This is a genomic window from Hymenobacter daeguensis (assembly GCF_054780555.1).
The window spans coordinates 1-23,953 of the sequence record NZ_BAAGWC010000017.1; the positions used below are offsets into that span (position 1 = coordinate 1).

The window sequence follows — 23,953 nt, forward strand, 5'->3', positions numbered from 1 at the left end:
GCGCGATGCGGGCCCACTGCGCGTCTGTGAGCAGATAATCCATGCCACAAATTAATACCTACTGTTAACACTTCCTAGCCAGATGGGGTTAACCTAACTTTTATTTACCTGTTCCGCAATTCCCTTTCAGCTAAATAACAATTGTTATATAAGCCTTGAATAGAGAGAAAACTTCCCCGGCCAGCCGATTTGCTGTTCCCACCACTAGGCGGCTGGCCGGTTCAGTTTTAGAATTTAAGTAGGGGTTGAGAATTGATTAGAACTCCTGCTTTATCAAGCGCATATATAATACTTGTCCATTAGCTGCAAAAGCCACGGAATACACACCTACCGGTAGCTGAGCTATGCTAAAACGGCCGTTTCTGAGCCGCGTAGTCAGCACAACTCGACCAGTCAAGTCATACACTTTCACTACTGCTTCGTGAAGTTCCTGAGGTGCATCAATGCGGACATCGCCAGCTGTAGGGGAGGGGTAAAGGCTTATTTGCTTGGCAACAGCATTCTCGCGTGTGGCCAATGGGCTGCTAATTCGTGCCAGCGTATTCAGGCTCTGGGCCAAATTGGCAAGCGAATCTGGGGTGGCAACGCGGCGACCATCGAGGGGAGCGTAGATTTCTAGGCTTGATTTCAGCAAAGAATCGGCGGCCATGGCTAGCACTTCATCTTGGTTCATACCTGAGCGGTAGAAGAACAAATCGCGGTACTGCACGCGGGCCGGCGACGCGCTGCCCCCGAGGTCGAATCGGGTGGGGCGCAGACGCTCTGATACGGTGCCCTCCCGTACGCTGTCGACGTAGAGCATAGTAGCTCCGCGGGCGTAGTAGTGGGTGAGCACCAGCTTATGCCAGCGGTTATTGGCGACGGGCACGGTGCCCGTGATGGTGCGGCCTTTGGCCGATTGGTACACGACCACGCCGCCGGGGCCGACGCTTAGGGTGCCGGCGGCCAGCCCCGCGCTGTCACGGATTTCAACCAACTGACCACTCGTGCTGGTTTTGAAGCGGATAGCAGTCGTGAACGGATGTACCACGTCTTCAGGCACCAGCCGGATGAGAATGGTGGGCGTGCTGGCGGTGTTGGTGAGCGTGATGCCGTTGCTAGTGCGGCGGGTCGGCTGCGGCTTATTGGTGTTCAAAGCATCGAAGAGGGAAGGTACCAGCGTCCGGGCCAATTCGGCGTGCCCCCGGTCATTAGGGTGCAGCGCATCGGTCCAGTAACTGGAGGCCCAGCGGCCGGTACCGTCGTCTACCGCTCCGAGCAGGTTCACGCTAGGTACGTTCCAGCCATGAATCAGCGCGTTCATTTGGCGGGTGTAGGCGTACTCGGTGGGGCCGTAGTCGTTGCGGGTGTAGCCGTTGGTGATGATGGGGACCATGCCATTGGCCCGCGCCCGCTGAATGAGCTGGAGGAGATTGGTGCGGAATTGGTTGAAAATGGGCTGGCCGCCAGTAAGAATGCCTTCGTTGCCGAGGGCCAGGGCAAACACCACGTACTTGCCTCCCTGCGGCAGCAGGTCGGCATCGAAGCGGTTGAGCACGTCCACCGTATTGTTGCCGGGCACACTGATGTTGGCCGTGACCCAGGGCTGGCCGGTGCCGGCGGTGGCCCGCTGGGCCAGCAGCGCCGAGTACATGGCTGTGTAGCCGTAGTTATTGGTAGCGCCCTGGCCGTAGGGCACCGATGAACCCATATACACCAGCTTAAGCGGATTCTGGGGCACGTAGTTTTCGAGTAGCAAATCGTCGAAATACACGCTGCCGGCCGCCCCGGCGGCGTTGCGCCACACGGCCTTGCCCTTCACGAAAGCCGTGCCTGCTGGAATGGCGCCTACCGCTTCCAGCTTCGTCCAAACGTTGGTGGCTGATGTGGCCACCAGCGAATCTGACTTGAATCGACTTAGCAACGCTCCACTGCTGTTGTAGTAGAGTAACTCCAAATGCGCGGCCTGGCTACCGCGCAACGCGCTGGCGGTCGGGTTGTAGAAGTAGCCGCTCAGCTTATAGTTGGTGGCGCCCGTGGTATTACGGTAGCTGATTTGCTGCTCCAACCCCAGGCTGCCGCCCGTGAGTTGGGCCGCGTAGCTGCCGGCGTGCCGCGTGGTCGCATTAATACTGACCGCGGCGCCTGTGCCTTGCGCTACCGTCGTCCAGAAATTCAGATTGCCCAGTTCGAAGCCTGGATTCTGGAAGGCGTAGTTGACAGCCGGCGTGCTGCGGCCGGTGATGATATCGAGCCGCAGTAGGTTGAGGAAGGCATAGGTGCCGGCCGTACGGCTTACTTCCAAGCTGATAACGCCGTTGGCATCGGCCGTGAGCGTATCGGAATGAGCCAGGGTGTTGTTATTACCCGCGTAGCCGTTGGCGCCCACGTTGGGGCCGCTGGTGGTCAGGCTCACGCTCGATACATTGCTGGCGGTGAAGCGGTATTGCGTAGTCCTTACTTCTGTGGATAGCTCGCGGCTGCCGAAAAGGTGGAACACGTAGCGCTTGCTGCGGTCGAGGCCGCTGATACGCAGCGTGGCGGCCGTTTGCAGAAAGAAGTAGTCCTGTGTGGCCGTGGCAATGGCGTATTCGCCCAGCAGTGCAGCGCTGGGGGCCAGCAAGCCGCCATTGAGGATGCCGTTGGTCTGGAAGTTGGCTCCCACTTTCAGCTTGACGCCAGTGGGCTGGTTGGATTTATCGACCAGCCGGAAGGTGTCGGCTACGCCGGTCAGGTTCAGGATGTTATTCCAGTAATTGCCGTTGGCATCGGGGCTGGGCGTAATATTTCCGTTGGTGCCATCGTTGGGGCCAAAATCAGCCAGGATGGAGCGTACCGTCTGCGCCCGCGTCGAAGTCAGCAGCAGTAGGCTTAAGGGGAGGAATAGAAGTTTTTTCATGAGTGCTTGGCTGGCGCTATTCCTTTGTGATTTTGCGTGTCACTCGTCCCGACTCATTCGACAGCGTGAGCAGGTAGAGGCCGGCCGGATAGCGGGCCAAGTCCAGCGTATGTTCGGCTCCCTGCACCGATTCGCTGAATAGCGTTTTGCCTTGTCCGTTGCTGAGCGTAAGTAGGCTGCCGGCCGCACCATATTGGCCCAATTGTACGGTCACTTTGCTGCTGGCCGGATTAGGAAACACAAGTACTTCACCGGCCCGCATATCTTTTGCGTTATTAGCCGCCAAGGCGGTTCGGGATCCGGTAGCGGTGCCATACACCTCGAATTCGTACAGCGAGAAACCGTAGGTGGTGGCTCGGTTGATGCAGTACACCTTCACGTAGCGGGCGTTGGCGTTCAGGCCGGCGTGGTCGTCGGCAGCGGCGGAATTTTTGCCCCACACGTCCTTGATGGTCGTCCAGGTAGTGCCGTTCGTGGATACCTGCACCTGGTAATCCTGCGCGTAGGCCGCTTCCCAGGCCAGCCGTACGCGGTTGATGTTGTAAGTCGCGCCCAAATCCACGTAGATGGATTGGTTGTTGGCGTAGGCGCTTTCCCAGCGGGTGGTGCCGTTGGCATCCACGGCTTTGGCGGCGGTGTTGGTGCTGTTGTAGGTGGACGTGACGGTAACCGGGCGCTGGTAGGCGATGTTGGGTGCATTCCAGCCCGGCATCTCGTCGCGGACCACCACATTGCTGGCCCAGAAGGTATTTTGAATATTGGCGGTGGAGTTCGAGTTATATACCAGCTCCGACCAGCCCATAAAGAAGCCCCATTTCGGCTGCGAGGTAAGTAGCGACGGCGACGGCAGCACCTCGCATTCGCCGATGGCAATGGGCTTGCTGCCTGCGGCATTTACCATCGCGTTGTACTTGGCCGTGGTGTAGCCCTGGCCGTCGGAGTAGTACATGTCCATGGCCAGGATGTCCCAGTAGCTGCTGCCCGGGTTGTAGTTCGTCAGGTCCGACGACAGGCTGCTGAAATCCTGCAAGTCCCACACCCAGATGAGGTTGGTCAGGCCCTTGGTATTGCGCAGGTAGTCGTGGGTAATCTGGAATAACTTCGCCGTACCGTTGGCCCCCGGCCGCCCGGCCCACCAGAAGATGCCCTGGTTCATTTCGTGCAGCGGCCGAAAGTACACTTCCACGCCGTTGTTTTTCAGGTCTTGCAGGTAGCCTGCAATCACGTCGAGCCGGGCTTTCCAGTTGTTGTTGAGCGTGGTGCCGTTGGTAATCAGCTCGGTCCACTGCGCGTTGGTGAGGCTGCTTTTCACGCCGCCTTCCCAGGCACAGGGCTCGGCCTGGGTGGGCGGGCAGGCGTGGAACATGATGTTCACCAGCGCGCCCGTGGCCCACTGGGCCTTGGCTTCGTTAATCATCGTCTGGCGGTTGGCCACGTCGGCGCTGGCAAACAGGAAGTCGCCGCTCCACAGCGCGGGGTACTTGCCGGTGGTGGTATTTATCTGGTTGGTCCAAGTAGCCGGGGCTGAGTTGGGCTCGCGGTTGTGCATGCCGGAAGCCGTTTTGGTGCCCGAGATGCCGTAGAGGTAATTGAGGCTTTTGTAGCTGGTTTGGGCCGTAGCGACCGAGCAGTACAACAAGCTGGCGCACACGGCCAGAATACGCGTAGTAATCTTCATCAGAGGGTGGGATTTGGTGTATAGTGGACGTGCGGAAGCATTCGACCAGCCAGACGAAGCCGACGGCGAAAAGCAAGAGCTTTCAATCCCTGCAAAAGCAAGGGAGAAAGGCATTCAGGAACAAGGTGGTGGCTCGTTAAAAGCCACGAAGCAGTTGTGAGCCAAGGCCCTCAAAGTGGAGCGCTTGCAGCTCCGGATTTTTTAGTTACGGCCCCGCTGTAGGTCCGCTAACAGCTGTCGCAGCGGGCGGGCATTGGGAAGCAACGGCACTAAGGAAAATAGAAAAATCGGCCGGGCAAGCAGATGGTTAAAATAGAATCAGAGAAGGATAAAATCTGGAAATAATGACGGTGTAATAAGTTGGTTTTGGGTTGTTTGGCCGTCATGCCGAGCGCAGACGAGGCACGACGGCCAATTATTAGATGAACAGTCGCGTCCCCGAAAAGCTCTGCCGGAACTCCTTGGGGGTGCACTTCTTCCGCTTCTTGAAAATGCGGTTGAAGTTGGAGATGTTGTTAAAGCCGCATTTGTAGGCTACTTCGGCTACGCTGTGGGTGGTGTCAATGAGCATGCGGGAGGCGTGGCCGAGGCGGATTTCGTTGAGGCTGTCGATGAACGTGGTGCCGGTGCGCTTCTTGATGAAGCGGCTGAAGGACACCTCCGGCATGTTGGCGATTTTGGCTACTTCGGCCAGCGTGATGGGGCGGCTGTAGTAAGTGTTCAGGTACTCAAATACCTTCTCGATGCGGCGGCTGCTGGCCTGCGGGCGCTCGGCGGTGAAGGACGAATCGGAGAGCACGCGCATGTTGCGCGAGGTAGATAAGTCGTGCAGGATGGAGAGCAACTCCAGCACCGAGTCGAAGCCGACTTTGTGCTCCAGGCCGAGAATCCGGTCGCGGATTTGGGTGGTGGCTTCGCGGGAGAAGAGGATGCCGCGCTGGGCATTTTCCAGCATCTTCTGCACGAAGCTGAGCTGGTTGCGGCGCAGAAACTTCTCGTCCAGCAGGTCCTTGTGAAACTGGATGGTGAACTCCTGAATCTCCTCGCTCACGCATTGGTGCGTAAACCAGGCGTGGTTCAGGTTGGAGCCGATGAGCACCAGCTCTAGGTCCTCGATGACCTCGACGTGGTCGCCCACGATGCGCTTGGCGCCGGGCGCGTTCAGAATTAGGTTCAGCTCAAATTCCTCGTGGCAGTGCAGCGGAAAGGAGAACTCCTTTTTCACCCGCGAGAAGAGCATGAAACAATCGTTCTGCGTGAGCGGGGTAATCTCCCGCATGATATTCTGCTGCATGATGGTGCCAGGTGGGTGGGATTTTGGATAAGATAGTATCTGCGTATGGTGTCAGGATGACGAAGCGAAAGTAGCCTTTAGAGCCAGATTAGCAACAAAAAGCAGCCGCTAAAGACAGCGTTGGTGCGCTTTGGTCAAGAGAATGATAAAATAGCATTACTCTGGCGGCTGCGACTGCGGATACTTTTGCCAATAGTTATTCCTCCCGTCGGCTATCGTATTTCGCCCTCTTCTAAGGCACTGGTAGCCATTCCCACCCAGCACCCCATGCGGCTTCACTTACTCGATATCCTCATCATCGTAGCCTACCTGCTGGCCACGGTGTTCATCGGCCTCTACTACCGCAAAAAGGCCAGCCTCGACAAGGACAGCTACATGCTCGGCGGCCGCACGCTGCCTTGGTACAAGCTGGGCCTGAGCGACGCCTCCGACATGTTCGACATCAGTGGCACGATGTGGATGGTGAGCCTGTGCTTCGTGTATGGCATGAAATCCATCTGGATTCCGTGGCTGTGGCCGGTGTTCAACCAGGTGTTTCTGATGATGTACCTCTCGCGCTGGCTGCGCCGCTCGGGGGCCAGCACCGGGGCCGAGTGGTTGGCCACCCGCTTCGGGCAGAAGGGGCCGGGCGTGTGGGCCTCGCACCAGGTCGTCATCGCGTTTGCGCTGCTGAGCTGCCTGGGTTTCCTAGCTTATGGCTTTGTGGGACTGGGCAAGTTCATGGAGATTTTTATCCCTTGGGAATTGGTGAAGGGCTACGTGCCGTTCGACGTGGCCCCGCAGTACGTGCCACACGTGTACGGCATTGTGTTTACGCTCTTTGCGATGTTTTACTCCATCGTGGGCGGTATGCACAGCATCGTGCTCGGCGACATGATTAAGTACGCCATCATGACGGTGGCCTGCGTGGCCATTGCCGGCATTGCCTACGTCAATTTGCAGGGCAAGGTGCTGGCCGTGCCCGAGGGCTGGTTCAATCCCTTTTTCGGCTGGCGGCTGGGGCTCAATTGGCAGCGTATCATCCCGGAGGTTAACAGCAAGATTTCCAGCGACGGCTACTCGCTGTTCGGCGTGTTCTTCATGATGATGGCCTTCAAGGGCGTGTTTGCCTCACTGGCCGGCCCCGCGCCGAACTACGACATGCAGAAAATCCTGAGCACCCGCTCGCCCGAAGACGCCAGCAAAATGAGCGGCTTCGTATCCATCATCCTGCTGCCCATTCGCTACTCGCTCATCATTGGCCTCACCATCCTGGGCCTGCTCTACTACCAGCAGATGAACCTGAAAGCGCCCGACGGAACCATCGACTTCGAGCGCATCCTACCGCTCACCATCAACAACTTCCTGCCCGTGGGGCTGATGGGCCTGGTGCTCACCGGCCTGCTCGGAGCCTTCATGGGCACCTTCAGCGGCACGGTGAACGCGGCGCAGGCCTACGTGGTCAACGACATCTACCTCAAGTACATTAACCCGCGCGCCAGCACCAGCCGCATCATTTCGATGAACTACCTGGTGGGCGTGGTGGTGGTGACCGTGGGCGTGGCGCTGGGCTTCATCGCCAAAGACGTGAACACGGTGCTGCAGTTCATTGTGTCGGCGCTCTACGGCGGTTACGTGGCCTCCAACGTGCTAAAATGGCACTGGTGGCGCTTCAATGCCACGGGTTTTTTCGTGGGAATGCTCACGGGCATCGTGGCGGCCATGATTTTCGGGGTGCTAATTCCGGCCGGCAACCTGCTGTACTGGTTTCCGCTGCTGTTCGGCATCTCGCTCGCCGGCTCGGTCATTGGTACCTACCTGGCCCCGCCCACGGAGCCGGCTGTGCTGCACACCTTCTACAAAACGGTGCGGCCCTGGGGCTTCTGGGGCCCGGTGCTGGCCGCCGTGCAGGCCGAAGACCCCAGCTTCCAGCCCAACCGCAACTTCGGGCGCAACATGTTCAACATCGTGCTGGGCATTATCGCGCAGCTCTGCCTCACCATCCTGCCCATGTACCTGCTGCTCTCGCAGCACCTGCCGCTGCTTGTGACGGTGATGATCCTGGTGATTGTGGGCGCGGTGCTGAAAAAGACGTGGTGGGAGCGGTTGGGGGATGATTAAGTGACCGTCATGCAGCGCGCAGCGCAGCATCTCGCGTGCCACCACTAAATCAATCGCAAGGAGGAACTACTACCCCACGCGAGATGCTGCGCTGCGCGCTGCATGACGGCTGACCAATGGGGTATAACCGCCAAATCAGTACCACAGAACGGTAAAAAACCATTACTGCACCGGTCTACCCGAAGGCGAAATTTGAAGACGTTTTCCTGCATCCATTTCAATCCCACCCATTATGCCATTCTCGCTACGAAATATAGTATCAGCTTGCGGCCAGCAATTGCGGCGGTCTGCGCTAGGCTTCGCCGTGCTGTTGCCGGGCATTGGCGTGGCGCAAACGAGTTTCACTTCGCTCAACTATCTATATAGCATTCGGGGCACGTCTACCATTGGCGGCATTCATAATAAAGAGCCGCTGAATTCGCCGACTTATTATACTGACCAGTTGGAGTTTGTGACCGGCAAAGTGGCGGGCCTCTGGGGCGGCGATTTCCTATTCAGCAACTACGCAGACCGGTGGCAGATGATTTACGAGGCCGAGAAGCAGTGGCAGCGCGGCGCGATGGTCACGCTGACCTGGCACGCCTGCAATCCGGCCCAGAATGTGTCGCCTTGCACCTTTAGCAGCGGGGTGATGAGCACCATGTCGAACGCCGACTGGGCCGATTTGACCACCAACGGCACCGTGCTCAACAACCGCTGGAAGGCCTGGCTCGACGAGCTGGTGCCCTATTTCCAGTACCTGCAAAGCCGGGGCGTGGAAGTGGCCTTCCGCCCCTTGCACGAAACCAACCAGGCTGCCTTCTGGTGGGGCGGCCGGCCTGGGCCCACCGGCTCGGCCAAGCTCTACCAGATTACTCACGACTACCTGCAAGTCACGCGCGGGCTGAACAACATTGTCTGGGTCTGGAACATCCAGGATTTTCCTACGCTGCCGAGCGACGTGAATTCCTACAGCCCCGGCACCAGCTACTTCGACGTGGCTTCGCTGGATTTCTACAATGGTGACGGCCTGACTCAGGCCAAGTACAACGCCATGCTGGGCATCGCCGCCGGCAAGCCCATTGCCATTGGCGAAACCGGCGTGCTGCCCACGGCCGCCGCCCTGCGCGCCCAGCCGCAGTGGACGTACTTCCTAGGCTGGTCCGACCTCGTGTTTTCGCAGAACAGCTCGGCCAACTTATTCTCGCTCTACACCGCTACCAACGTGCTGACCCGCGACGAAATGCCGGGCTGGGGCGTGCCCAATCCCTCGGCCGGCAACCTGTGCCTGAACCGCCCAGTGGTGGTATCCTCCACCGAAGCGGGGCAGGGCAACGTGGCCGCGCTGGCCGTGGACGGCGACCGCACCACCCGCTGGTCGTCGGTGTATGCCGACCCGCAAAACATCGTGGTGGACCTGGGCGCCAGCTACCGCCTCAACCGCTTCAGCATCGTGTGGGAAAACGCCTATGGGCGCGATTACCAGATTCAGGTATCGCCCGATAACGTGAACTGGACCACGGCCGTGACCGTCACGAACAACACCGACCTGCATAAAAACCACCCCAACCTGAATGTGACCGGCCGCTACGTGAAAGTGCTGGGTACGGCCCGGGGCACCGTCTACGGCTATTCCATTCGTGAGCTCGAGGCTTACGGCAGCTTGGTAACGTCCACCGCCTCGGCCAAGGCCGCCGGCAGCCTGCAAGCCTATCCCAACCCGTCCGCTGGCACGCTGACCGTCGCGCTGGGTGCCGATTGGCCGGTGGGTACGCAGCTCACGGTGCTCAACAACACGGGGCAAAAAGTAAGCGCTTACACGGTGCGCCAAGCCATTCAAACCCTGCCTACAGCCGATTTGCCGGCTGGCCTGTACCTGCTCCGCGCGCAGTACCAGGGCGCGGCGCAAACCATCAAATTCATCAAGCAATAGCTCTCGTCCACCCTTCCGTTACCATCCTTATCCTGCCTTATCAAATGGGAAACAACTTCCGCCACCGCCAGCACGCGCTCGAAGCGCAACACGCGGCTCTTCTGAGCCGCGCCAACGAAAAGCAGCCCCTCGGCAACGGCATCTACGACCGGTATCAGCACGCGGTACTCACGGCGCAGCACGCCCCGCTGGCCTGGCGCTACGATTTGAACCCCGCTACCAACCCCTTCTTGATGGAGCGGCTGGGCATCAACGCGATATTCAACGCCGGGGCCATCAAGCACGAAGGACGCTACCTGCTGGTGGCCCGCGTAGAAGGACTCGACCGCAAGTCGTTTTTTGCCGTGGCCGAGAGCCCGAACGGCATCGACAACTTCGAGTTTTGGGAGCGGCCCATCACCATGCCCGAAACCAGCGAGCCTGACACCAACGTGTACGACATGCGCCTAACCCAGCACGAAGACGGGTGGGTTTACGGCCTGTTTTGCACCGAGCGCAAGGACCCAGCGGCCCGGACCGGCGACGAGTCGTCGGCCGTGGCGCAGTGCGGTATTGCCCGCACCCGCGACCTCATCAATTGGGAGCGGTTGCCGGACTTGAAAACCCCCTCGGCCCAGCAGCGCAACGTGGTGCTGCACCCCGAGTTCGTGCAGGGCAAATACGCGCTTTACACCCGGCCGCAGGACAGCTTTATTGAGGCCGGGGCGGGCGGTGGCATCGGCTTTGGTTTGACCGACTCGATGGAAAGCGCGGTGGTGAGCCGCGAGTGGATTGTGGACGGCAAGCAGTACCACACCGTGTACGAGGCCAAAAACGGCCAGGGCCCCGCGCCCATCAAAACCGAAAAAGGCTGGCTGCACCTGGCCCACGGCGTGCGCAACACCGCCGCCGGCCTGCGCTACGTGCTGTACCTGTTCCTGACCGATTTAACCCAGCCCGACAAGCTGCTGCGGAAGCCCGGCGGCTACTTCATCGCGCCGGAAGGGGAGGAGCGGGTCGGCGACGTGTCGAACGTGGCCTTCAGCAACGGCTGGATTCTGGACGACGACGGCACGGTCTTCATCTACTACGCCTCGTCGGACACCCGCACGCACGTGGCCACGTCCACGGTGGCGCAGCTGCTCGATTACGTGCTGCACACGCCGGCCGATGAGTTCTCCTCGGCCGCCTCGGTTCGGCAAATCAACACGCTGATTGACGCCAACCAGGCGTTTGCCGAAGACACGAAGGCAGGCATGAAGCTGTCGTACAACGGCGTGGGAGCATGAGTGCGTCCGACAATCCGAACGTGACGGCCCTGCTGGCCGCCTACCAGCAGGACATGGAGGCCGAAGCGGCCCGCATCGCCGATTTCTGGCTGACCAAAGCCGTGGATGAGCGTTGGGGCGGCTTCATCGGCCGTATGGATAGCGCTGGCCAAGTCGACGCTGCCGCCGGCAAGGGCAGCATCCTGAACGCCCGCATCTTGTGGACGTTTTCGGCCCTTTACCGGCATACCGGGCGGGTGGAATATCGTTATGCTGCTACCCGCGCCTACGAATATCTGCTCACGCATTTCATTAATAATGAGCACGGCGGACTGTACTGGCTGCTGAATGCGCAGGGCCAGCCGCAGGACTCGCGCCAGCAGATGTACGCCCTGGCCTTTGCCATCTACGGGTTGAGCGAATACTGCCGCGCCACGCAGGAGCCGCGGGCGCTACAAGCCAGCCAGGAGTTGTTTGAGTGGATTGAGGGGCACAGCTACGATGCCGAGCAGGGCGGCTACTTCGAAGCTTTCACCGAAACCGGTGAACTGCTCGACGACTTGCGGCTGAGCGACAAAGACCAGAACGCGCCCAAAACTATGAATACGCACCTGCATATTCTGGAAGCCTACGCCAACCTTTACCACGTTTGGCCCGAAGCGCGGCTAGCCGAGCGGGTACGCCATCTGCTGCAGGTTTTCGAAACGCACATTGTGGACGCGGAAACGGGCCACTTGCGCCTGTTTTTTGCCCGCGACTGGACGCCGGTGGCCGACCTCGTGTCCTACGGCCACGACATCGAAGCCGCCTGGCTGCTGCCCGAGGCCGCCGAAGTCCTGGGCGACGCCGCCCTGCTGGCCCGCACCAACGCCACCGCTCAGCGGCTGGCCAAGTCCGCCGCCGCTGCCGTGCTGCCCGACGGCAGCCTGCCCCACGAGCTGGACCGCCGCACCCACCACCTCGACCTGCACCGCGAATGGTGGGTGAGCGCCGAGGCCATGGTGGGCTTTCTGCACGCCTACGAGCTGAGCCACGATGATGCCATGCTGCAGCGCTCGTACCTGGCCTGGCAATTTGCCCAACAGCACCTGCTGGATTTTGAAATCGGTGAGTGGCGCTGGGGTGTGTACGACGACTACCAGCTCATGCGCGACCACGACAAAGTCGGCTTCTGGAAGTGCCCCTACCATAATGTTCGCGCCTGCCTCGAAGTGAGCCGGCGGTGTAAAAATCAATTAGTCCATTCCGAGCTGCCGGAGCGCAGCGAGCAGCAGCTCAAAACCGCTTAACCAGGGCCTTAAAACCCCGGCAACGATGGCAAACTACTGAATAGGCCAATACTTTGATAAAAAAGTATCATTGCTGGCTGAAAGCATACATTAAGTTTGTATTACCCAAACAGACCAGTTGTCAGGTGCCGCAGCGGCCTGATAATGAGGTCTATGCAATTCCGGAAACGTTTGTTGCCCGGTTGCTGCCCGCCAGGCATTCCAAGTGTGTAACCACCATTCTTTCGGGCTTTGCTTTAGGCTAACCTGCCGGAATGCTTCACTCAAAATCCCACCTTTTACTTACCCTTTGAACACACTTTTATGAGACAGAAATTACTCATTTTATGGCTCTGCGCGGTGCTGGCGCCGGCGCTGAGCTGGGCGCAGGCACTGACGGTGCGCGGCGTGGTACGCGACGGCGCCTCCGGCGACGGCCTGCCGGGCGTGACGGTGCTAGTGAAGGGCACGAGCACGGGCACCTCCTCGCAGTCGGATGGTTCGTACTCGCTCACGGTGCCCTCGGCCGATGCGGTGCTTACGTTTTCTTTTGTGGGCTACCAGAGCTGGGAAACACCCGTGAACGGCAAAACAACCATCGATGGCAACCTGCTGGTCGATACCAAAAAGCTGGATGAAGTGGTAGTGGTTGGTTACGGGTCGGTGGCCAAGAGCGACCTCACCGGCTCGGTGGGCACTTTGAAAGGCAGTGAGTTAAATAAAACCCCAGCTTCGTCCGTAGACCAGTTGCTGCAAGGCAAAGTGGCGGGTGTGCAGGTTATTGTGCCATCTGGCGAGCCGGGCGCGGGCGCTACCATTCGCATCCGGGGTTCAAGCTCGATTAATGGCTCGAACAGCCCGCTGCTGGTGGTGGACGGCTTTCCGTGGGGCGACGCGGGCAACTTGAAGCAGATTAACCCCGACGACATTGCCAGCATTGAGGTGCTGAAGGATGCTTCTTCGGCCGCCATTTACGGTTCGCGGGGCGCCAATGGCGTGATTCTGGTGACGACCAAGAAGGGCAAGGCCGGCAAAACCAGCCTCACGCTGAGCACGCTGAATACGATTTCGACCTTACCCACGAAGCTGGACGTATGGTCGGACCCGGTGGACGTGGCCATCATAGACAACGAGGCGCGCGGCAACGCCGGCCTGCCGCTGCTCTATACCGGCCAGACCTACCTGGGCACGTACTATCCCTCGGTGGCTGAGTTGAAGGGCACCGACCCTAACAAGCCGAAGTGGCCTTACCGGACCTACTGGCCCGATTTGGTATACCGTAACCCATTCTCGCAGAGCTACACGCTGACGGCCAACGGCGGCAACGAGCGCACCAAATTCTCCATCTCGGGCAACTACTACCGTGAGGAAGGCCTAAACATCAAAAATGCCTACGACCGCTACAACGGCCGCCTGAACCTCGACCAGAAGCTGTTCGACAACCTGAGCGCCGGCGTGAACCTGATTCTGACCCACACCCAGCGCACGGGCGGCGGGCTCTCGGCCGACCGCAACCCGATTTTCCCCGTCTACAACCCCGACGGCACGTATTTCAGCATCGGCCCGCGCGATTTTGGCAACCCCATTGCGTATGCCAACAACGTGACCAACACCAGCAAGGGCTTCGATGTGCTGGGCACGCTCTACGTGAGCTGGGACATCACGAAGTGGCTGAATTTCCGCACCCAAATCAGCGACAAATTCGGCAATGCGGTAGACGACAACTATCAGCCGCGCAACGTGACGAACACCGGGTATTTGTACAACGGGTTCGGCACCATCAACAACTACAACGGCAACGAGCTGCTGAACGAGAACTACTTTACGTTCAACAAGTCGGTGGGCATTCACACCTTCAACGCGGTGGCCGGCTACACCACGCAGTCGTTCAACTCGCGTACGTCCTATCTCGAAGGCCGGGGCTACATCAACGATGTGCTGGCCAACCAGAACCTGAGCACCGCCAAAACCCAGTACACCAGCAACGGCCTGAGCAAGTCGCAGCTCAACTCCTACATCGGCCGCTTCAACTACTCGCTGCTCGACCGCTACCTGTTCACCTTCACCGGCCGCGCCGATGGCTCGTCGAAGTTCGGCGCCAACAACAAATGGGCCTTCTTCCCCTCGGCCGCCGTGGCTTGGAAGCTGCAGGAAGAGGCTTTCCTCAAAGCCATTCCGACCATCTCGGAAGCCAAGCTGCGCGTGAGCTACGGCCTGACCGGCAACCAGGGCATCAACCCTTACCAGACGCTCGACCGCCTGGGCTCGGCCCGTTACTACACCGGCGGCGACTTCCAGACTGGGTTCGGACCGGGCACCTTCGGCTACGACGGCTACAACAAAATCTGGGAAGGCGTGCCCAACCCCGACTTGAAGTGGGAAACCACCTCGCAGCTTGATGCCGGCCTCGACCTGGGCTTTTTGAACCAGCGCTTCACGGCCAGCCTGGACTTCTACTACAAGCGCACCCGCGATTTGCTGCGTCAGACTTACATCACGCCATCGTCGGGCTACGACCGGGTATGGGTGAACGACGGCGTGATTGAGAACAAGGGCGTGGAGCTGGGCCTGAACGCCGAGATTCTGAAAGGCGCGGTGCAGTGGAGCGTGGGTGGCAACCTGACCGTGAACCGCAACAAGCTCATCAGCATGGGCACCGACCAGTTTGTGTGGAACGGCGCAAGCATCGAAATGCTGCGCGCCCCGCTGAACGCCTACATCGTGGGCCAGCCCATCAACGTGTTCTACGGCTACAAAACCAATGGCGTGATTCAGAGCGCCGCCGAAGGTGCCGCCACCGGCCTGACAGGTGACATGGCCAAGCCCGGCGAACTGAAATACGTGGACCTGAACGGCGACGGCAAAGTGGACGACAACGACCGCACCATCATCGGCAACCCCAACCCCAAGTTCCTCTACAGCTTCAACACCAACCTGCGCTTCAAGGGCTTCGACCTGGCGGCCCAACTCTACGGCGTGCAGGGCAACGACGTGTTCGACTTCCGCAAGTTCTCGCCCAGCGGCCAGCTCCAGCGCTGGACGCCCGACAACCCCACCAACGCCTACCCGAGCGTGAACTCGAACCGCGCCTATTACGGCTCCGATTGGTTCGTGACCGACGGCTCTTTCCTGCGCGTGCAGAACGTGACCTTGGGCTACAACTTCAAGTCCAACCTCATCAAGCACGTCGAGACGCTGCGGATTTACTTCTCCGGCAACAACCTCTACACTTTCACCAAATTCCACAAGGGCTTCGACCCCGAAGTACCGGCCAACGGCCAGCAATTTGGCTCGTACCCGCGCCCCCGCGCCTTCTCCGTGGGCCTGAACATTGGCATCTAATCACCGGCTTTTCCATTCCCACCATGAAACTTCTCAAACAATTAGGTCTGGCCGGGGCACTGCTACTGTCGGCCGGCTGCTCGCTCCAGGAAGACCCCTACGGCTTCGTATCGCAGGGCAACTTCTACAAAACCGAGGCTGATGCCAACGCCGCGCTCATCTACGCCTACGCCATCCTCCCCGAGATTGAATACTACTCGCGTGGCTTCATCACCGTCACCGAGCTGCCCACCGAGGACATTACCCTCAAGCCCGATGCCGGCGCCAGCAACTTCGAGTTCGACCGCCTGGCTGTGCGCGCCGACAACGCAGACCTGACCACCACCTGGCGCTATGCCTACATCGGCGTGAACCGCGCCAACGCCGTGATTGCCAATGTGCCAAACGTAGCCAACATGAGCGAGGCGAACCGCAACGAGCTGGTGGGTGAGGCCTACTTCCTTCGGGCGCTGCACTACTTCAACATCGTGCGACTGTTTGGCTCCGCGCCGTTGCGCACGGCGCCCGTCACCTCACTCAGCCAGACCGATGCGGCCAAGGCTTCCATTCAGGATATCTACAACCTGATTACCAGCGACCTCAAGCAGGCCATCGCCCTCACCGACCTGACCCGCCGCGACGGCCGCGCCAACCGCGTCGCCGCCTGGGGCCTGCTTGCCAAAGTAGACGCCACACTCGCGTCTGGGAAGCAGACGGGAACGCCAGGCTACGATTTTGTAACCGACGCCACTGGCCTCTACTCCGAAGCTAAAACGATGGCCAACAGCGCCCTCACTGCCACCGGCTATGGCCTCTCTGCTAACCTGAAGGACATCTTCGACGTGACCAAAAAGGACGGCCCTGAACATATTTTTGATGTGGCTGTGGACCGCACTGGCCTATCGGAGGGCAACTACTCGAAGCTGCCGCTGATGTTCATTCCTTACATCGACGGGGCCACGTTCACTCTGAGCGACGGCACCCCCGTGAAATCGGGCTACAACCACTTCCTCACCGAAGGCGCGCTCTACAACAGCTTCGACCCGGCCGACAAGCGCAAAATTGACCTCATTCCGAACACGGTAACGGTGAATAACGTGACCCGCACGCTGGGCATCACCGACTACAGCCGCCCCTTCACCCGCAAGTATCTCGACCCCCAGCAGGTGGGCGAGCAAACCAGCGCCAACACGCCCGTACTGCGTTACTCCGACGTGCTGCTGCTCTACGCCGAAGCATGTGGCCCTACTGCCGACGGCTACACCGCCATCAACCGTATTCGCACCCGCGCCAACATTGCGCCTCTCACGCCGGGCCTAAGCGCCACCGCCTTCCGCGACGCCGTGATTCAGGAACGGGCTTGGGAACTGTGCTTTGAGGCCAACCGCCTGTTTGACCTGCGCCGCACGCACAAAATGGAGGAAATCCTGGTGCAACGCTACGGCAAAACCATCACCGGCGACCCCTACTACTTCCCCATTCCAACCCGCGAAGTGGACTTGAACGCGCTGCTGTAGAACCGGTCAAATAAGGCCGTCATGCAGAGTGCAGCGAAGCATCTCGCGTGCGCAACGCAATCCATTCGATTGATTTACTACTGCACGCGAGATGCTTCGTCTCTGCTTGATGCGCAGAATGCTCTGCATGACCGCATAACAATTCTCAAAAACCCACCAGCAATATGAAATTCCTAAAAATTACCCTTCTAAGCGCTAGCGCATTTGCCGGCCTCCTGAGTGGCTGTAAGCAGGACCCGTTCAAAGACATAGTGAGCAACGAGCGCGCTATTACTGACTTCGTGCTGCCCCAGGGCCAGGTTGGCGTACCCGAAATCACCCGCACCGCCGACATGGGCAAAGTGGTGGTGTACGTAGTGCCCGGCACTGACCTCACCAAGGTGGCCCCACGTATCGAAACCTCCTACCACGCGGAGGTTAGCCCCGCCTCGGGACAGCCCATCGACCTCTCGGGTCCCAACCGCACCCGGACATTCAACGTCACCTCGCAGTCGGGCCAAACCCGACCGTGGACGGTGGAAATTCGGGACTATGTCTCGGACCTTGATGGCACTTGGTCGGTGACCAACCTGCAATTTCAGTACTTCATCGGCGAGGGCGAAAGCTGGGGCTGGAACGGCATCAAAACGTTAGCCAGCAACATTCCTGATGCCAGCAAAGAGCTGGATAACACCCTCACTTTTGTCGTGACCGGTGTCACGGCCGACGGCAAGCTCACCGGTACTTATAACCACCAGGCTGGGGCCGACGGGCAGTTTGCCAACTTCATGTACGGCACTACTGACTACAACTACAAGTTCCGTCGCTTGCCCCGCAACCAGGGCACATGGATGCGCAACTTCGCCGACAACACCATCACCTTCAATCCCGGCACTAATCAGACTAAAACCGTGGCCCTGGAATTCAGCGCCGACAAACGTTCGCTGAAAATGCCTTTCAACGTGCAGCCCTACGACATCGACTGGAACGGTGACGGGGGCAAAAAGGAGCTCGGCGGCGCCAAAACCTATTGGTACATGCTGCGCAAATAGTCGTTCTCATTCTCTCACACACCGCACAGGAGCGGCTCCGGCGCATCCGAGGGCCGCTCTTGTTTTTTGGCTGGCATGACTTCTTCCCTTTTCAAGCATTTCCTGTGGGCGTCGGTCTTTTTTACGACTAGTGCCGCAGCTCAGTCCACTCGGGTGCTACCCTACCTGCAAAGCATCTCGGGCACCAAAACCCTGGCCGGCCAGCACAACAAGGAGCCCAACGCGGAGCCCACCAAGTGGACGGATTTCATCCGGAAAACCACTGGCAAGTACCCGGCGCTGTGGAGCGGCGACTTCTTGTTTCAGCAGGAAAACATCGACAACCGCTGGAAGATGATAAAGCAGGCGCGTAAGCAGTACCGCAGGGGCGCCGTGGTGAACATCATGTGGCACGCCTGCCCGCCCGGCCCCGGCGAGCCCTGCGCCTGGGACCCCGGCCTGCTCAACCAACTGCTCACCGACGCGCAGTGGCAGGAGCTTATTACCGACGGTACGCCGCTGAACAAGGCCTGGAAAGCCCGCATGGACGGCATCGCCGTATATCTGCAATACCTCAAGGACAAGCACGTAGAAGTGCTGTTCCGGCCGCTGCACGAAATGAATCAGGGCAAGTTCTGGTGGGGCGGCCGGCCCGGCCCCAACGGCACCGCCCGCCTCTACCAAATCACGCACGACTATCTGCAGAAAACCAAGGGCCTGACCAACCTCATCTGGGTTTGGGACATGCAGGACATGAGCCGCGACTTTGCCCAATATAACCCCGGCGAGGGCTACTGGGACGTTTTCGCCTTCGACGTGTACGACCAGGGCTACAACAAATCGTGGTACGACTACATCTTGCCCATCGTGGGCTCGAAGCCTATGGCCATCGGCGAGTGCGCCACCCTTCCCACGCCGGAAATCCTGGCCGCGCAGCCCCGCTGGACCTTTTTCATGAGCTGGGCCGAGCTGGTGCAGGAAAAGAATTCCGTCGAGGCCATCAAGCGCATTTACGACGCGCCGCAGGTGCTGACGCGCGATGAGCTGCCGAAGTGGTAGCCGGGAAGAGGTGACCCGGTAGCGCACGAATACGCAACCCGCTATACAACAGCTATGAACAACTGGAAAGGGCTACTGCTCGGGCTGCTGGCATGGCTAGCGGCTCCGGCTGGCTACGCGCAAAAAATCATTGGCTCAACGAAGCTGACTACCGCGCCAGTGCGCGAATACGAGAAGGCCGAGTGGGATATTACGCTCAATTCGACGTTCAAAAACCCGTACAATCAGCAGGAAGTAAGCCTCGATTTGGTGCTGACCGCGCCGAACGGACTGCCGGTGGTGGTGCCCGGCTACTGCGAGCAGAACGCTGCGCCGCGCTCGCGCTGGAAAGTGCGGTTTGCCCCGCAGATGCTGGGGGTATATACCGGCTTTTTCCGGCTGACCAGCAAGGCGGGTACCGAGGAATCAGCGGCCAGCAGCTTCACGGTGGTGGCGGGCAAGAAACCGGGCTTCCTGCACAAGAATGACCTCTACACCTTCCGGTTTGACAACGGCGAGTTGTTCCGCGGGATTGGGGAGAACGTGGCTTGGGAATCCCGCTCGTTTGAGGACCAGAAGTTCACCTATGACTACCTGCTGCCCACGCTGGCGAAGAACGGGGCCAACTTCTTCCGCACCTGGATGTGCTACTGGAACCTGCCACTGGAGTGGCCCAAAGTGAGCTCCACGAAGCGCTATGTCAACTCTACCGACTACTTCCACCCGGGTGCCATCAAGCGCATGGACGAGCTGGTGCAGCTCACCGATTCGCTGGGGTTGTACTTCATGCTCACGCTTGACTGGCACGGCCATTTGATGGAAAAAGGCGGCTGGCGCAACAGCCCCTACAACCAGGCCAACGGCGGCCCGGCCCGCACACCTACCGAGTTTTTCACGCTGCCCGCCGCGCAGCAGAAATACAAGAACAAGCTGCGCTACATCGTGGCCCGCTGGGGCTACAGCCCCAACATCGCCGCCTGGGAGTTCTTCAACGAGGTGGACAACGCCGTGTACACGCAGCAGGACAGCCTGCTGATTCCGCACGCCGCCGTGACGCACTGGCACGCCGAAATGAGCCGCTACCTCAAGGACATTGACCCCTACCAGCACTTGGTCACCACCAGCATCTCGCACCGCGACATCATGGGGCTAAGCTCGGTGGCCTACTTCGATTTCAACCAGAAGCACATCTACAAGCACACCGAAAAAATCCCGGCCATCTACCCCGATTACATCCAGACCTTCGGCAAGCCCTACGTGGTGGGCGAGTTCGGCTTCCGCTGGGAAGATGCCAACCCGGCCTACAAGGACGGCTTCAACTACGACTACCGGCGCGGGCTGTGGTACGGCCTGTTTAGCCCCACACCCGTGCTGCCGATGACGTGGTGGTGGGAACTGTTCGATGACCAACAGATGACGCCGTACTTCCGGGGCGTGCGCGAAATCAGCGACCGGATGCTGGCCGCCGGCCACGGCGACTTCGAGCCGTTCGACGTGAATAGTGGCGTAGTGCAGAGCTTCGGGATGCGCTGCGGCGATACCTACTTCGTGTACCTGCTTAATAACACTGCCGCGCCCGTTGCCACGGCCGCCGCTTTCCCCGCTGCCGGTGCCAAAAAGCTCACCGCGCAATCCTTCGAGCCCACTACCCGGCAATATCAAAAGCTGACCGGCTTAGCCTTGAAAGACCAGCAGCTCACGATGCCCGCCCTCACGCTGGGGCCGCAGCAGGAGCGGGTGCTCATCATCACGGCCGGAAGCAAAGTGCGGGCCTTATGAGGAATGGAACTGATTTTATCAACAGCAGTAAGCCGGCGGTGGTGGGCCGCCGGCTTCGCTTGGGCTGGCTGCTCGTGGCGATTGGGGCGGGCCTGTTGCTGCAACAACCCGCGGCCCACGGGCAGCAGCCCAAGCTTAATTATGGCCTGACCCGGCCGCAGGACCCGGCCATTCTGCCCCAGGCGCAAGCGCCGTTCACGCCGCCCATGCGCCGGCCGAAAGTGCCGCCGCGCACTGTGCTGGTCGCCGCGCCCGATGGCCGGCTGCGCCTCACGCAGGGCTGGGAAATGGCAGCCGCTAATGACGTGCCGGCGACTGGCGTGGCTATCAGTCAAGCCGGTTTCCGCAGTGCCAGCTGGTACAATGCCACCGTGCCCGGCACCTTGCTGACCACGCTCATCGACCAGGGTGTGTATCCTGACCCGTATATCGGGCTGAATAACCTGCACATTCCCGACACGTTGGCCCGCCAGCCATGGTGGTACCGCATCGGGTTTCGGGTGCCGGCCGAAAAGAGCCAGCAAAGCGCCTGGCTGACCTTTGAGGGCATTAACTACCAGGCCGAGGTGTGGCTGAACGGGCAGCGGCTGGGTAATATCAAAGGGGCGTTCCGCCGAGGCGAGTTTGACGTGAGCGGACTGCTGAACTCGACCAGTGAAAACGTGCTGGCCGTGCGCATTCTGCCGCCGCCGCACCCCGGCATTCCGCACGAAGAGTCAGCCCGCACCGGGCAGGGGCCGAACGGCGGCGCGCTGGCCGGCGACGGGCCCACCTTCATGGCTTCCGAAGGCTGGGACTGGATGCCCGGCATTCGCGACCGCAACAGCGGCATCTGGCAGGATGTGCAGCTGCATTTCAGCGGCCCCGTCACCCTGCGCGACCCGCAGATAATCACCGACCTGCCGCTGCCCGACACCACCCGGGCCGCCCTCACGGTGCGCGCCACGCTGCACAACGCCAGCCGCCAGCCGCAGACGGTAGCCGTAACCGGCCAGCTTGAAGGCCAGACCTTTCGCCAGACCGTTACGGTACCTGCGCTGAGCGACAGGCAGGTAGCTTTCAACCCCGCCAAATTTGCTCCGCTTCGGTTAAGCCGGCCGCGCCTGTGGTGGCCCAACGGTTACGGCCAGCCCAATCTCTATACTATGCAGCTAAGCGTGGCGGCCGGCAATCAGCTCTCGGACCAGCAAACGGTGCGGTTTGGCATGCGGGAGCTAACGTATGAAATGACGGTGGACATGCCGGCGGGGGAGGGGCGGCGGGTGGAGTTTAGCCCGCTGCGCGCGCCGGCCGGCCAGTTGCTTTTTGATAACGTGAACCGCCGCGAGGTAGCGCCGGAAGTCGCCGTAGCTCGCCTGCGCCCCGGGGCCGACCAGGCTGCCTTTACGCCCGTGGCAGAGCCGGCCGCCGCGCCCTATTTGGTGCTGAAGGTGAACGGCCAGCGCATCTTTTGCCGGGGCGGCAACTGGGGGATGGATGATGCTCGCAAGCGCGTGTCGCGGGCGCGGCTGGAACCCTATTTCAAGCTGCACCAGCTGGCTCATCTCAACATGATTCGCAACTGGACAGGCGAGAGCACCGAGGAGGAATTCTTCCAGTTGGCTGACGAGTATGGGATGCTGGTCTGGAACGACTTCTGGCTGTCGACCCAGGGCTTCAATATTGAGCCGACGGACAACGCGCTGTTTATGGATAATGCGACCGACGTGGTGCGGCGCTACCGCAACCACCCGAGCATTGCCATCTGGTGCCCGCGCAACGAGGGCTACGCACCCGCGGCCCTCGAAGACCCACTGGCCCGGCTCATCGCCACCGAAGACGGTACCCGCTACTATCAGCCCAACTCGCGTAACCTGAACCTGCGCACCAGCGGCCCCTGGAACTACTTTCCGGACCCCGCCGAATACGCCCGGCGGCTGGCCCAGGGCTTCACCACCGAAATCGGGACCTTTTCGGTGCCTGAGGCCCGCACCATCCGCCAGTTCATTCCGGCGGCCGACCAGTGGCCCATCAGCGACACCTGGTACTACCACGACCTGCACGCCGAGCACCACCAGCAGCAATACCTAGGCGATGTGATGCGCCTCTACGGCGCGCCCACGGGCCTCGACGATTTCGCCCGCAAAGTCCAGTTTCTGAACTATGACCACCACCGCGCCATGTTTGAGGCTTGGAACGGCCGCCTTTGGCGCAACGCCAGCGGCGTGCTGCTCTGGATGAGCCACCCGGCCTGGCCCAGCATGATTTGGCAGCTGTACTCGTGGGATTACGCCACCCACGGCGCCTACTTCGGCGCGCAAAAAGCCTGCGAACCCGTGCACGTGCAATGGAATCTGGACGACCACCAGGCCGTGGTGGTCAACACCACGCTGAAGCCGCTGGCGAACGGCCAAGTAGCCTGTACGCTCTACGACGTGGCGGGAAAACTGCTCGCCACCGAAACCCGCGCTGTGCAGGCACTAGCCAACCAGGCCACGCCCGTTTTCACGCCCCAGCTGCCGGCCACGCTGCCTGCCGTGTACCTGCTGCGTCTGCAACTGACGGATGCGGCCGGCCAGTTGATTTCCACCAATGATTATTGGCAGAAGTCCACGCCCACGAGCGATTTCCAAGCCTTCAACGCGATGCCGCCGGTGTCGCTGGCGCCGCGTCTGATTCGGCAAAATGCGGCTGCTCATTCGCTCACCTATGAGCTAGTGAACCCCGCAGCCACGCCCGCCGTGGCCGTGCGCCTCACTTTGCTGAACGACCAAAAGCAGCCCGTTTTGCCGACCTATTTCTCGGATGGCTACTTCACGCTGCTGCCGGGCGAGCATCGCATTATCGACGTTCAGTACCCGGCCTCGGTCCCGCCCGCGGCTTTGCAGCTGCTGGCCGAAGCCTACAACGGCCGCTAATCTATTCCGCCACT

Annotated in this window: 13 protein-coding genes; 10 read left to right on the forward strand and 3 right to left on the reverse strand. The window is 60.2% G+C overall.

What is annotated here, in order from left to right; all coding sequences use genetic code 11:
- Positions 1-256 precede the first annotated feature (256 nt).
- The 3 genes from ACYVHT_RS16715 to ACYVHT_RS16725 all read right to left on the reverse strand — a co-directional run bounded on the left by ACYVHT_RS16715 (position 257) and on the right by ACYVHT_RS16725 (position 5,850).
- Positions 257-2,878 (reverse strand): GDSL-type esterase/lipase family protein, encoded by a 2,622-nt coding sequence (locus ACYVHT_RS16715; protein WP_460554351.1) that lies wholly within the window; start codon positions 2,876-2,878, stop codon positions 257-259.
- Positions 2,879-2,894: 16 nt separating this feature from the next.
- Positions 2,895-4,556 carry a glycosyl hydrolase gene (locus ACYVHT_RS16720; protein ID WP_460554354.1) on the reverse strand — a complete coding sequence of 554 codons (1,662 nt, stop codon included), beginning with the start codon at positions 4,554-4,556 and terminating at the stop codon, positions 2,895-2,897.
- Positions 4,557-4,974: 418 nt separating this feature from the next.
- Positions 4,975-5,850 carry an AraC family transcriptional regulator gene (locus ACYVHT_RS16725; RefSeq protein WP_460554357.1) on the reverse strand — a complete coding sequence of 292 codons (876 nt, stop codon included), beginning with the start codon at positions 5,848-5,850 and terminating at the stop codon, positions 4,975-4,977.
- Positions 5,851-6,117: 267 nt separating this feature from the next.
- On the opposite strand from ACYVHT_RS16725, the gene ACYVHT_RS16730 reads away from it, so the two are divergent.
- The 10 genes from ACYVHT_RS16730 to ACYVHT_RS16775 all read left to right on the forward strand — a co-directional run bounded on the left by ACYVHT_RS16730 (position 6,118) and on the right by ACYVHT_RS16775 (position 23,939).
- The gene (locus ACYVHT_RS16730; RefSeq protein ID WP_460554360.1) at positions 6,118-7,950 is read left to right on the forward strand and encodes a sodium:solute symporter family protein; all 1,833 of its coding nucleotides are present in this window, start codon (positions 6,118-6,120) and stop codon (positions 7,948-7,950) included.
- Positions 7,951-8,254: 304 nt separating this feature from the next.
- The gene (locus ACYVHT_RS16735) at positions 8,255-9,862 is read left to right on the forward strand and encodes a glycosyl hydrolase (protein WP_460554363.1); all 1,608 of its coding nucleotides are present in this window, start codon (positions 8,255-8,257) and stop codon (positions 9,860-9,862) included.
- 44 nt (positions 9,863-9,906) lie between these two features.
- The gene (locus ACYVHT_RS16740; protein WP_460554366.1) at positions 9,907-11,130 is read left to right on the forward strand and encodes a glycoside hydrolase family 130 protein; all 1,224 of its coding nucleotides are present in this window, start codon (positions 9,907-9,909) and stop codon (positions 11,128-11,130) included.
- On the forward strand, positions 11,127-12,398 hold the full coding sequence (locus tag ACYVHT_RS16745; protein WP_460554368.1) for an AGE family epimerase/isomerase: 1,272 nt from the start codon (positions 11,127-11,129) through the stop codon (positions 12,396-12,398). Before ACYVHT_RS16740 ends, ACYVHT_RS16745 begins: the two co-directional genes overlap by 4 nt.
- A gap of 303 nt (positions 12,399-12,701) precedes the next feature.
- Complete coding sequence (locus tag ACYVHT_RS16750) at positions 12,702-15,719, forward strand: SusC/RagA family TonB-linked outer membrane protein (protein WP_460554371.1); 3,018 nt, start codon at positions 12,702-12,704, stop codon at positions 15,717-15,719.
- Positions 15,720-15,742: 23 nt separating this feature from the next.
- Positions 15,743-17,215 (forward strand): RagB/SusD family nutrient uptake outer membrane protein, encoded by a 1,473-nt coding sequence (locus ACYVHT_RS16755; RefSeq protein ID WP_460554374.1) that lies wholly within the window; start codon positions 15,743-15,745, stop codon positions 17,213-17,215.
- Between the two features lie 164 nt (positions 17,216-17,379).
- Positions 17,380-18,246 (forward strand): DUF5018 domain-containing protein, encoded by an 867-nt coding sequence (locus ACYVHT_RS16760; protein ID WP_460554377.1) that lies wholly within the window; start codon positions 17,380-17,382, stop codon positions 18,244-18,246.
- Between the two features lie 75 nt (positions 18,247-18,321).
- Complete coding sequence (locus ACYVHT_RS16765) at positions 18,322-19,284, forward strand: glycoside hydrolase family 26 protein (RefSeq protein ID WP_460554380.1); 963 nt, start codon at positions 18,322-18,324, stop codon at positions 19,282-19,284.
- 54 nt (positions 19,285-19,338) lie between these two features.
- The gene (locus ACYVHT_RS16770) at positions 19,339-21,042 is read left to right on the forward strand and encodes a DUF5060 domain-containing protein (protein WP_460554383.1); all 1,704 of its coding nucleotides are present in this window, start codon (positions 19,339-19,341) and stop codon (positions 21,040-21,042) included.
- A complete protein-coding gene (locus tag ACYVHT_RS16775) occupies positions 21,039-23,939 on the forward strand; it encodes a glycosyl hydrolase 2 galactose-binding domain-containing protein (protein WP_460554386.1) in 2,901 nt (966 codons plus the stop codon). The genes ACYVHT_RS16770 and ACYVHT_RS16775 overlap by 4 nt, the downstream gene beginning before the upstream one ends.
- The last annotated feature ends 14 nt before the right edge of the window (positions 23,940-23,953 follow it).